General features: G+C 59.6%; 10 protein-coding genes. All 10 read right to left on the reverse strand.

Translation table 11 applies throughout. The features are described from left to right. Positions 1-124: 124 nt before the first annotated feature. A complete protein-coding gene (gene nuoF / locus ACOYXG_RS10005; RefSeq protein ID WP_097088119.1) occupies positions 125-1,480 on the reverse strand; it encodes an NADH-quinone oxidoreductase subunit NuoF in 1,356 nt (451 codons plus the stop codon). Continuing rightward, positions 1,477-1,974, reverse strand: a complete 498-nt coding sequence (gene nuoE, locus ACOYXG_RS10010) for an NADH-quinone oxidoreductase subunit NuoE (RefSeq protein ID WP_460357407.1) — start codon at positions 1,972-1,974, stop codon at positions 1,477-1,479. The genes nuoF and nuoE overlap by 4 nt, the downstream gene beginning before the upstream one ends. A 2-nt stretch (positions 1,975-1,976) precedes the next feature. Further along, on the reverse strand, positions 1,977-3,761 hold the full coding sequence (gene nuoC, locus ACOYXG_RS10015) for an NADH-quinone oxidoreductase subunit C/D (RefSeq protein WP_027614664.1): 1,785 nt from the start codon (positions 3,759-3,761) through the stop codon (positions 1,977-1,979). A 69-nt stretch (positions 3,762-3,830) separates the two neighbouring features. Then, positions 3,831-4,505 (reverse strand): NuoB/complex I 20 kDa subunit family protein, encoded by a 675-nt coding sequence (locus tag ACOYXG_RS10020; protein ID WP_336840716.1) that lies wholly within the window; start codon positions 4,503-4,505, stop codon positions 3,831-3,833. A gap of 10 nt (positions 4,506-4,515) precedes the next feature. Further along, entirely contained in the window at positions 4,516-4,929 is a 414-nt protein-coding gene (locus ACOYXG_RS10025; protein ID WP_003223812.1) for an NADH-quinone oxidoreductase subunit A, read from the reverse strand. Between the two features lie 645 nt (positions 4,930-5,574). Next, a complete protein-coding gene (gene aceA, locus ACOYXG_RS10030; RefSeq protein WP_003223815.1) occupies positions 5,575-6,900 on the reverse strand; it encodes an isocitrate lyase in 1,326 nt (441 codons plus the stop codon). Between the two features lie 474 nt (positions 6,901-7,374). Next, positions 7,375-8,136: a secretin N-terminal domain-containing protein gene (locus ACOYXG_RS10035; RefSeq protein WP_103369318.1), complete on the reverse strand. Its 762-nt coding sequence runs from the start codon at positions 8,134-8,136 to the stop codon at positions 7,375-7,377. Between the two features lie 278 nt (positions 8,137-8,414). Then, positions 8,415-8,840, reverse strand: a complete 426-nt coding sequence (locus ACOYXG_RS10040; protein WP_003223818.1) for a GNAT family N-acetyltransferase — start codon at positions 8,838-8,840, stop codon at positions 8,415-8,417. Continuing rightward, entirely contained in the window at positions 8,833-10,005 is a 1,173-nt protein-coding gene (locus tag ACOYXG_RS10045) for a ribosomal protein uL16 3-hydroxylase (RefSeq protein ID WP_003223820.1), read from the reverse strand. Before ACOYXG_RS10045 ends, ACOYXG_RS10040 begins: the two co-directional genes overlap by 8 nt. A gap of 86 nt (positions 10,006-10,091) precedes the next feature. After that, a complete protein-coding gene (purB, locus tag ACOYXG_RS10050; RefSeq protein ID WP_027614666.1) occupies positions 10,092-11,462 on the reverse strand; it encodes an adenylosuccinate lyase in 1,371 nt (456 codons plus the stop codon). Positions 11,463-11,510: the final 48 nt, after the last annotated feature.

The raw sequence follows: 11,510 nt of genomic DNA on the forward strand, positions 1-11,510 counted from the left end.
TTCGTTGGCCCGGTGTCAGCGGGCGTGGCTAATGGAATCTTGTTATCCGTCCGAATCCAGTCAGCCCCGAAAGGCGTCATCGGACGAAAGGCGAAGGGCACGGACCCTTCGCCTTTTTAAGCGTTTACGCGCCGACTACGATCGGCCTTGCCAGAGGCGGGACGGCGGCGCTTGCGGGCGCGATACCGGCTTCGAACTCTGGACGGAAGTATTTAATGGCACTGCCCAACGGCTCCACGGCACCCGGTGCGTGAGCACAGAAGGTCTTGCCTGGGCCGAGGAAGCCGACCAGACCCAGCAGGGTCTCGATGTCGCCTGGCTGACCGCGGCCTTCTTCGATGGCCATCAAGAGCTTGACGCTCCATGGCAGGCCATCACGGCACGGGGTGCAGAAGCCGCAGGATTCGCGAGCGAAGAACTGCTCCATATTGCGCAGCAAGGAAACCATGTTGACGCTGTCGTCCACCGCCATGGCCAGGCCGGTACCCATCCGGGTGCCCACTTTGGCGATGCCGCCGGCATACATTTGCGCGTCGAGGTGTTCTGGCAGGAGGAAACCGGTACCGGCACCACCTGGCTGCCAGGCCTTGAGCTTGTAACCGTCGCGCATGCCACCAGCGTAGTCTTCGAACAGTTCGCGACCGGTGACGCCGAATGGCAGCTCCCACAGACCCGGATTCTTGACCTTGCCGGAGAAGCCCATGAGTTTGGTGCCCATGTCTTCGCTGCCTTCGCGGGCCAACGATTTGTACCATTCAACGCCGTCGGCAATGATCGCCGGCACGTTGCACAGGGTTTCCACGTTGTTCACGCAGGTCGGCTTGCCCCACACGCCGACGGCGGCAGGGAAGGGCGGCTTGGAGCGCGGGTTGGCGCGGCGGCCTTCGAGGGAGTTGATCAGTGCGGTTTCTTCACCGCAGATGTAACGCCCGGCGCCGGTGTGGACGAACAGCTCGAAATCGAAGCCGCTGCCCAGAATGTTTTTACCCAAAAGGCCTGCTGCCTTGGCTTCTTCCACGGCACGGTTGAGGTGCTTGGCGGCGGTGGTGTACTCGCCACGCAGGAAGATGTAGCCACGGTAGGTTTTCAGTGCGCGGGCACTGATCAGCATGCCTTCGATCAGCAGATGGGGCAGTTGCTCCATCAGCATGCGGTCTTTCCAGGTGTTCGGTTCCATCTCGTCCGCGTTGCACAGCAGGTAGCGGATGTTGATGGATTCGTCCTTGGGCATCAGGCCCCACTTCACGCCAGTGGGGAAGCCTGCACCGCCGCGACCTTTTAGGCCGGCGTCTTTTACGGTCTGGACGATGTCGTCCTGAGCCATGTCGGCGAAGGCCTTGCGCGCAGCGGCGTAACCGTTCTTGGCCTGGTATTCGTCGAGCCACACGGCTTCGCCGTCGTCACGCAGACGCCAGGTCAGTGGGTGAGTCTCGGCCGAACGCTTGATGCGGTTGGCAGGACCGAAAGATGTCAGGGTCATACGTAGCCCTCGAGCAGTTTGGCCACGCCGGCAGGCTGCACGTCGCCAAAGGTGTCGTCGTCGATCATCAGCGCCGGTGCCTTGTCGCAGTTGCCGAGGCAGCAGACAGGCAGCAGGGTGAAACGACCGTCGGCGGTGGTCTGACCCAGGCCGATGCCCAGATTGTTCTGGATTTCGCTGACCACCGACTCGTGGCCGCCGATGTAGCAGACCATGCTGTCGCAGACGCGAATGATGTGACGGCCGACCGGCTGACGGAAGATCTGGCTATAGAACGTCGCCACACCTTCAACGTCGCTGGCCGGGATGCCGAGGATCTCGCCGATCGCGTACAGGACGCCATCCGGCACCCAGCCGCGTTCCTTCTGAACGATCTTCAGGGCTTCGATCGACGCCGCGCGCGGGTCTTCGTAGTGATGCAGCTCGTGCTCGATGGCCGAGCGCTCTGTTTCACTCAAGGTGAAACGGTCTGTCTGGATAAGCGTGCTGTTCATGCTTAGCGGTCCACGTCGGCCATAACGAAGTCGATACTACCCAGGTACGCAATCAAGTCCGCGACCATGCTGCCTTTGATCACCGAAGGGATCTGTTGCAGGTGCGGGAAGCTCGGAGTACGGATCCGGGTACGGTAGCTCATGGTGCCGCCGTCGCTCGTCAGGTAATAACTGTTGATGCCCTTGGTCGCTTCGATCATCTGGAAGGATTCGTTGGCCGGCATGACCGGACCCCACGAAACTTGCAGGAAGTGCGTGATCAGGGTTTCGATGTGCTGCAGCGTGCGCTCTTTCGGCGGCGGCGTGGTCAGCGGGTGATCCGCCTTGTACGGGCCTTCCGGCATATTGCGCATGCACTGGTCAATGATCTTGATGCTCTGGCGCATCTCTTCGACGCGCACCATGCAGCGATCGTAGGCATCGCCATTGGCGGCCAGCGGTACTTCGAACTCGAAGTTCTCGTAGCCGGAGTATGGGCGCGCTTTACGCAGGTCGAAGTCGCAACCGGTCGAACGCAGGCCGGCACCGGTGACACCCCATTCCAGGGCTTCTTTGGTGTTGTACTGGGCGACGCCGATGGTCCGGCCTTTGAGGATGCTGTTCTGCAGGGCAGCCTTGGTGTACTCGTCGAGGCGCTTTGGCAGCCACTCCACGAAGTCTTTCACCAGTTTGTCCCAGCCGCGCGGCAGGTCGTGGGCGACGCCACCGATGCGGTACCAGGCCGGGTGCAGACGGAAACCGGTGATGGCTTCGATCACCGTGTACGCCTTCTGGCGGTCGGTGAAGGTGAAGAACACCGGGGTCATGGCGCCGACGTCCTGGATGTAGGTCCCCAGGAACAGCAGGTGGCTGGTGATCCGGAAGAACTCGGCCATCATGATGCGGATGACGTCGACCTTCTCCGGCACCTTGATGCCGGCCAGCTTCTCGACCGAGAGCACGTACGGCAGGTTGTTCATCACGCCGCCGAGGTAGTCGATACGGTCGGTGTACGGGATGAAACTGTGCCAGGACTGACGCTCGGCCATCTTCTCGGCACCACGGTGGTGGTAACCGATGTCCGGCACGCAGTCGACGATCTCTTCACCGTCCAACTGCAGAATGATGCGGAACGCACCGTGGGCCGAAGGGTGGTTCGGGCCCAGGTTGAGGAACATGTAGTCCTCGTTGGCCCCGGAACGCTTCATGCCCCAGTCTTCAGGACGGAAGCGCGCAGCTTCTTCCTCAAGCTGCTGCTTGGCGAGGTTGAGGCTGAACGGATCGAATTCGGTGGCGCGCGCCGGGAAGTCCTTGCGCAGCGGGTGACCTTCCCAGGTAGGCGGCATCATGATGCGCGACAGGTGCGGGTGGCCTTTGAAGTCGATGCCGTACATGTCCCAGACTTCACGCTCGTACCAGTTGGCGTTCGGCCAGATGCTGGTGACGGTCGGCAAGCTCAGGTCGCTTTCGGACAAGGCGACTTTGATCATCACGTCACTATTACGCTCAAGCGACATGAGGTGATAGAACACGGTGAAGTCGGCGCCCGATGGCAGCCCTTGACGCTTGGTGCGCAGACGCTCGTCCACGCCGTGCAGGTCATAGAGCATGACGTACGGCTTGGGCAGGTTACGCAGGAAGGTCAGGACTTCGACGAGTCTGGCGCGCGCCACCCACAGCACCGGCATGCCGGTGCGGGTCGACTGAGCGGTGAACGCTTCGGCGCCAAAACGGTTGTTCAATTCGACGACCACATCCTGGTCGTCTGCCTTATAAGGCGGGATGTACAGAGCGCTGCCTGTAGTCATGGTTATTTTTTCGCTTTCGGTCAACGTAAAGAATGAAGCCAGCTTCTCGTTTCTTTGAAACAGACTGGATCAGACTTCGTCAGGGCTGCGCAGGTTGGTGACTGCGATTCGCTGTTCGCGGCGCTGATCCTTTTGCGAAGGCATGTCGGCGCGATAAACGCCTTGGTCGCCAACGACCCAGGAAAGCGGACGACGCTCCTGTCCAATCGATTCCTGCAACAGCATCAAGCCTTGAAGGAATGCTTCTGGACGAGGCGGGCAGCCAGGTACGTAGACGTCCACGGGCAGGAACTTGTCCACCCCTTGAACCACGGAGTAGATGTCGTACATGCCACCGGAGTTGGCGCACGAACCCATGGAGATAACCCACTTAGGCTCGAGCATCTGCTCGTAGAGACGCTGAATGATCGGCGCCATCTTGATGAAGCAGGTACCGGCGATAACCATGAAGTCGGCCTGACGCGGTGATGCCCGGATAACTTCGGCGCCAAAGCGCGCGATGTCGTGGGGCGCCGTGAAGGCGGTGGTCATTTCCACGTAGCAGCACGAAAGGCCGAAGTTGTACGGCCACAGGGAGTTTTTACGCCCCCAGTTGACCGCGCCACTCAGCACGTCTTCGAGCTTGCCCATGAAAATGTTTTTGTGAACTTGATCCTCTAACGGATCGGAAACGGTTTCCCGTTCGCCGATCGGATACTGCTCGTTAGGAGCATCGGGGTCGATTCTGGTGAGATTGTATTGCATTGCCAAAGCCTCATTGTTTCAGCTTCGCCTGCCGCTTGCGACGAGCTTCCGGAGCCCAGTCAAGGGCGCCCACTCGGAACAGGTAGACAAGACCTGCCAACAGAATTGCTATGAAAACGAGAGCTTCGACGAATCCGGTCCAGCCGCTTTCGCGGACGGACACAGACCATGCAAAGAGAAAGAGGGCTTCGATATCGAAGATCACGAACAGCATCGCGACCAGATAGAATTTGGCTGAGAGCCGCAAGCGGGCGCCACCTGTAGGTAGCATGCCGGACTCGAACGGTTCGTTTTTGCTGCGGCCCCAGGCTTTTGACCCGAGGAGGCTGGAGACGCCAAGCATGAAGGCACACAGGCCGACGACACCCAGAAGGAAAATGGCAAAGCCCCAGTTGTGGGCCATGAGTCCTGTCGCTTCGGGCATGCTGGTAATCCTTAACAGAGAGCAAAGGTCTCTGAGCTTGATAAAGAAATAGGCAGTGACGATATGTCGCAGCAATCAATCGCGCTGATTTTATGGCTAAACACCCGGCAAGTAAAATTCCTATAGCGAAATTATTTATTGGAATAAGGACATAGCGTACCTCCAATGCCCTGCAGCCCATGCGTTGCGGGCATTAGCCGGGTTTATGCAAATAATGTTTTTTAGGGAATGTAACGAACATAGTTGCGGCTAAATGATAATTGATATCGTTTGCAGGGGTTTTGTAACTGTTTAGCGGTGCAGTAAACAGAAAGTTGTCTTATATGCCTGTTACTGCAAGTAGCGGTGGCGCCCGTTTTAGCTGATTTTTCTGACCTGAGTACTGGTCTGGATCAATGTTTTGTCGCGCGGCGGGCGCTAAACCTGTGGGAGCGGGCTTGCTCGCGAATGCGGTGGGTCAGTCGCGCATGTGCAAGCTGACACTACGCTTTCGCGAGCAAGCCCGCTCCCACAAGGGGGGGCTGTGGTGTTTGGGGAATCGGCGCGCAAAAAAAAACGCCCCGAACCAGTCGGGGCGTCAGTTTTGCGGCTTTGCGGTTAGTTTTCTATACGATCCGCAAAGGCCGTTTGCTCAGCGAAGTCGAATCAGTGGAACTGTTCTTCTTCGGTCGAACCGGTCAGCGCGGTCACCGAGGACGAGCCACCCTGAATCACGGTGGTCATGTCGTCGAAGTAGCCGGTGCCCACTTCCTGCTGGTGAGCCACGAAGGTGTAACCCTTGGCGGCGTCAGCGAATTCCTGCTCCTGCAGCTTCACGTAGGCAGTCATGTCGTTGCGGGCGTAGTCGTGCGCCAGGTTGAACATGCTGTGCCACATGTTGTGAATGCCAGCCAGGGTGATGAACTGGTGCTTGTAACCCATGGCGGACAGTTCGCGCTGGAACTTGGCGATGGTCGCGTCGTCCAGGTTTTTCTTCCAGTTGAAGGAAGGCGAGCAGTTGTACGACAGCAGTTGGTCCGGGTATTCCTTCTTGATCGCTTCAGCGAAGCGACGGGCTTCTTCCAGATCCGGTTTGGCGGTTTCGCACCAGATCAGGTCAGCGTACGGTGCGTAGGCCAGGCCACGGGCAATCGCCTGATCCAGACCGGCGCGTACCTTGTAGAAGCCTTCCTGAGTACGCTCGCCAGTCACGAACGGCTGGTCGTACGGATCGCAGTCGGAAGTCAGCAGGTCAGCCGCGTTGGCGTCGGTACGCGCCAGGATGATGGTCGGCGTGCCGGCAACGTCAGCAGCCAGACGGGCGGCGGTCAGCTTCTGTACAGCTTCCTGAGTTGGAACCAGTACCTTGCCGCCCATGTGGCCGCATTTTTTCACGGAAGCCAGTTGGTCTTCGAAGTGAACGCCGGCGGCGCCTGCTTCGATCATGCTCTTCATCAACTCGTAGGCGTTCAGTACGCCGCCGAAACCGGCTTCAGCGTCAGCCACGATTGGCGCGAAGTAGTCGATGTAGCCTTCGTCGCCCGGGTTCTTGCCGGCTTTCCACTGGATCTGGTCAGCACGACGGAACGAGTTGTTGATGCGCTTGACCACGGTTGGCACCGAGTCCACCGGGTACAGCGACTGGTCCGGGTACATGGATTCTGCGGAGTTGTTGTCCGCAGCCACTTGCCAGCCCGACAGGTAGATCGCCTGGATACCGGCCTTGACCTGCTGAACAGCCTGGCCGCCGGTCAGGGCGCCCATGCAGTTGACGAAATCTTTCTCTGGGCGGAAGGACGGCTTGGCACCCTGGGTCACCAGGTTCCACAGCTTCTCGGCGCCCATTTTCGCAAAGGTGTGCTCAGGTTGAACCGAGCCACGCAGACGGACGACGTCAGCAGCGGAATAAGTGCGAGTCACGCCTTTCCAGCGCGGGTTTTCAGCCCAGTCTTTTTCAAGGGCTGCAATTTGCTGTTCGCGTGTCAGTGCCATGGAGATAAACCTCGTCGCGTCTTTATGAAAAGTTGTTCTGCGGTGGAAAATTCCTGCGCTCGCTGACCAGAAGCTTAGGTTGGTCAAGTCGGGTTCGGCGGGGGAGGCGACGGGATGAACGATGGGCTCGAGGGGAAGTGAGCAGGTAGTGGCGGACTGCGGGCGCATTCGGGCGTCGTGGGCCTTTATACGGACTACAGCGTGAAGCCGGGTTACCTAAATACGCTTCCGTCCCTCGGGACAACTTCGTTCCAGTCGGCAACCTCGTCAAACACACCTTGTGGGCGGTACAGACACGAAGCGGTTCGCGGGGTAGGTGCGAACGTCGCTTCGAAGGCCCTTGCCAGGGCCTCTGATTAGCGGGAGCGAGGCCATCATGCCTTCGCTTTTTTGGCTCGTCAAACGTTTTGTAGTGCTTTTTTTCAAGCACTACATCTTTCGTCTAATACGACTAATCAGTCAGTTTTCGGTGCTTTAGTCCAGGGCGTCGACTTTGACCCGTAAAGTCATGTCATCCCGGCCTTGAGTCGAGTAGCTGCGGGTCAGGCCCTGTTTGTCGGCCTGGGTTTCACGGTTTACGCCGGCGAGGGTGATCCATTCGCCCAGGCGTCCGCTGACCGTTGTGTCGGTACTTTGCACGTTCACTACATCGGGACGTTCCTGGCTCATGCGGTCACGGTTGGTACTGATTGCCAGGTGAACGATGTCGCCGGTGACGCTGGCGGTGACGTAGAAGCCTTGGGTGACGTTACGGTATTGGGTCTGGCTGCTGTAGTCGCCGTAGGAGTTGGTCTGGCTGCTGGTGATCGGCACACTTTGGCCGACCTGAATCAGCGCCGGCATGCCGTCGGTAGCCTGTACTTGCTGCACGCCGCCGTCACGGCTGGCGGTGCTGCGGCTGATAATGCGGGTCTGATTCGGCTGCGCGCCGTTGACCGAGTAGCCTTCATCGCCGCGACCGTTGTTTTCATTGGTATCAACCGTGATCAACAGGCGTTTGGGCGCAGTATCGAGCTGGGTAATCAGCGCCTTGAGTTCCTGAATCTTGTCCGGCTCGGCCTTGATGATCAGTTGGTTGCCATAGGCGCTGACCTGACCGTCCTTGCCGATAAAGTCTTGCGCCATCGGCAGCATGTCGGCGCTGGTGCGGTAGTTGAGGGGCACGATTTCTGTGGCTGCCATCACCGAAAAACTGCAACCGAGCAGCAGGGTGGTGAGCAGGGTGCGTAGGGACATGTCCGTTATCTCCGCTTTCGAAAGGCTTGATATTGCCAGTTTGTCGGCCCGGGGTGGGGCAAGTTGAATCGTAGACAGCAAAACGCCCCGGCATCGGAAAATGGCGGGGCGTTTTGAGGGGGGCTCAAGAGCCTTTGTGGTGAGGGGATTTATCCCCGATGGGCTGCGAAGCAGACCTGAAATTTTGGGGCCGCTCCGCGACCCATCGGGGATAAATCCCCTCACCACAGGATCTCCAGAGATCACAAAATCTCCAGAAATTACAGGATCACTTCAGGTCAGGCCGAATGCCGAACCATATCGACATGCGGAATCCCGGCTTCGAGGAATTCCTCGCTGACCAGGCTGAAGCCCAGGCGCTCATAGAACGCCGTGGCCTGTACCTGGGCGCTGAGCATCTGCTGCTGCAGGCCGCGGGCTTCGGCTTCGGCGATGACCGCTTGCATCAGCGCGTCGCCCACCTTCATCCCGCGCCAGTCCTTCAGTACCGAAACCCGGCCAATGTGCCCGTCGGGCAGCAGGCGGGCGGTGCCGATCGGAAAGTCGCCTTCGAACGCCAGAAAATGCACGGCGGTCGCGTCATCGGCGTCCCATTCCAGCTCGGGTGGCACCGATTGTTCGGCGATGAACACCGTTTCACGAATGCGCCGGATCTCGGCGTTGTCCTTTTGCCAGTCTGCGACACGTACGCGAATCTTATTCATCGGCAAATCCCAGGCTGCCTTGTTTGACCAGTTCGCACAGCAGGCCGCGACCGTCTTCGTCGTTGAGCCACTCGCCGAGGTTGTCGACATGCAGCGCATCGGCAGCGCAGATCATCTTCAGCAGCTCGCGCAGCTTGCCCGGCAGGTAACGGCTCTGGCCGCTGGCGAACAGCAGCAGATCGTCATCGACTTCCGACCAGGCCAGGCGCGCGCTCGGGTTGCGGATCAGCACGGCGCCGTCTTGCAGGGCGTTGAGGAAGTCGTCTTCTTCAACGTCTTCCGGGCCGACCACCAGTTCCGGGTAGCGCGGCTCGGTCATGTACTGGCCGAACCAGGTCAGCAGCAGGCGCTCGTCGCTCATGTGCTCGGCGAGCAGGCTTTTCAGGCGACCGAGTGCATCGTGCTGGATCTGATGCGGATCATCGCTGACCGGTTTCGCATCGGCGTCGGTGTAGCGTTCTTCGTCAGTCAGGAACTGGCTGAGGAAGTCGGTGAAGTGGGTCAGTACCTCCGAGGCGCTCGGGGCGCGGAAGCCAACCGAGTAGGTCATGCAGTTGTCCACGGCGACACCGCAGTGGGCCAGGCGCGGCGGCAGGTAGAGCATGTCGCCCGGTTCCAGCACCCACTCTTCGGTCTCGTGGAATTCGGCGAGGATGCGCAGATCCGCGTGTTGTAGCAGCGGGCTTTCGGAGTCGCACATCTGGCCGATCTTCCAGTTGCGCTGGCCGTGGCCTTGCAGCAGGAACACGTCGTAGTTGTCGAAGTGCGGGCCGACGCTGCCACCCGGGGCGGCGAAGCTGATCATCACGTCATCGACGCGCCAGCTCGGCAGGAAGCGGAAGTTTTCCAGCAGCTCGCTGACTTCCGGGACGAATTGATCAACGGCCTGAACGAGCAGGGTCCACTCTTTTTCCGGCAGCTTGCTGAATTCGTCTTCGGCGAACGGGCCGCGACGCAGCTCCCACGGACGCTCGCCGTGCTCGATCACCAGGCGCGACTCGACCTCTTCTTCCAGGGCCAGGCCGGCCAGTTCGTCGGCGTCGATCGGGCTTTCGAAGTCAGGGATGGCCTGACGGATCAGCAGCGGCTTTTTCTGCCAGTAATCGCGCATGAATTCGCGCGCCGTGAGACCGCCCAGAAGTTGAAGAGGAGTATCAGGATTCATGTGTAACCTATTGAAAAAAAGCATTTTTCAGACGGGAATAAAAACGCCCGGCGCGGCCGGGCGTCTCAAACGGGTCAAGCGGTGAATCAGATGCGTTTGGCTTGCGCCACAGCGTTGCCGATGTAGTTGGCCGGGGTCAGCTGTTTCAGCTCGGCTTTCGCTTCGGCTGGCATGTCCAGGCCGTCGATGAAAGTCTGCAGCGCTTCAGGGCTGATGCCCTTGCCGCGGGTCAGTTCTTTGAGCTTTTCGTACGGGTTTTCGATGTTGTAGCGGCGCATCACGGTCTGGATCGGCTCGGCCAATACTTCCCAGCAAGCGTCCAGATCGGCAGCGATCTTGTCAGCGTTCAGCTCAAGCTTGCTGATGCCTTTGAGGCTGGCTTCGTAGGCGATCACGCTGTGAGCGAAGCCCACACCGAGGTTGCGCAGTACGGTGGAGTCGGTCAGGTCGCGCTGCCAGCGGGAAATTGGTAGTTTGCTCGCCAGGTGCTGGAACAGTGCATTGGCGATGCCCAGGTTGCCTTCGGAGTTTTCGAAGTCGATCGGGTTGACCTTGTGCGGCATGGTCGACGAACCGATTTCGCCAGCGATGGTGCGCTGTTTGAAATAACCCAGGGAAATGTAGCCCCAGATGTCACGGTCGAAGTCGATCAGGATGGTGTTGAAGCGCGCGATCGCGTCGAACAGCTCGGCGATGTAGTCATGCGGTTCGATCTGCGTGGTGTACGGGTTGAAGCCCAGGCCCAGTTCGTCTTCGATGAAGGCGCGGGCGTTGGCTTCCCAGTCGATCTGCGGGTAGGCCGACAGGTGCGCGTTGTAGTTGCCTACGGCGCCATTGATCTTGCCCAGCAGCGGCACGGCAGCGACTTGAGCGATCTGACGCTCGAGACGGTAAACCACGTTCGCCAGCTCTTTACCCAGAGTAGTCGGGGAGGCCGGTTGGCCGTGGGTGCGCGACAGCATCGGCACGTCGGCGAAACGGATCGCCAGTTCGCGGATGGCGTTGGCAGTCTGACGCATCAGCGGCAGCATCACGTCGTCACGGCCTTCGCGCAGCATCAGGGCGTGGGACAGGTTGTTGATGTCTTCACTGGTGCAGGCAAAGTGGATGAACTCGCTGACCTTGGCCAGCTCCGGCAGCTTGGCCGCCTGCTCCTTGAGCAGGTATTCGATCGCCTTGACGTCGTGGTTGGTGGTGCGCTCGATCTCTTTGACGCGCTCAGCGTGCTCCAGCGAGAAGTTTTCAGCCAGTTCATTGAGAACGGCGTTGGCCTCGGCGGAGAAGGCTGGCACTTCCGGGATACCGGCGTGGGCGGCCAGGCGCTGGAGCCAGCGCACTTCAACCAGGACGCGGGCACGGATCAGGCCGTACTCGCTGAAAATCGGGCGCAGGGCCTGGGTTTTGCCGGCGTAGCGGCCGTCAACAGGGGAAACCGCAGTGAGCGAAGAGAGCTGCATGGGGTGTTCTCGGACAGTCGGGCAACGAAATGGGGCGCGTATCATACA

It is taken from the genome of Pseudomonas sp. G3-39, from assembly GCF_054790485.1.

Coding starts and splice junctions, on each gene's coding strand:
- nuoF (WP_097088119.1), bottom strand. CDS start 1,480: ATGACCCTGACATCTTTCGGTCCTGCCAACCGCATCAAGCGTTCGGCC.
- nuoE (WP_460357407.1), bottom strand. CDS start 1,974: ATGAACAGCACGCTTATCCAGACAGACCGTTTCACCTTGAGTGAAACA.
- nuoC (WP_027614664.1), bottom strand. CDS start 3,761: ATGACTACAGGCAGCGCTCTGTACATCCCGCCTTATAAGGCAGACGAC.
- ACOYXG_RS10020 (WP_336840716.1), bottom strand. CDS start 4,505: ATGCAATACAATCTCACCAGAATCGACCCCGATGCTCCTAACGAGCAG.
- ACOYXG_RS10025 (WP_003223812.1), bottom strand. CDS start 4,929: ATGCCCGAAGCGACAGGACTCATGGCCCACAACTGGGGCTTTGCCATT.
- aceA (WP_003223815.1), bottom strand. CDS start 6,900: ATGGCACTGACACGCGAACAGCAAATTGCAGCCCTTGAAAAAGACTGG.
- ACOYXG_RS10035 (WP_103369318.1), bottom strand. CDS start 8,136: ATGTCCCTACGCACCCTGCTCACCACCCTGCTGCTCGGTTGCAGTTTT.
- ACOYXG_RS10040 (WP_003223818.1), bottom strand. CDS start 8,840: ATGAATAAGATTCGCGTACGTGTCGCAGACTGGCAAAAGGACAACGCC.
- ACOYXG_RS10045 (WP_003223820.1), bottom strand. CDS start 10,005: ATGAATCCTGATACTCCTCTTCAACTTCTGGGCGGTCTCACGGCGCGC.
- purB (WP_027614666.1), bottom strand. CDS start 11,462: ATGCAGCTCTCTTCGCTCACTGCGGTTTCCCCTGTTGACGGCCGCTAC.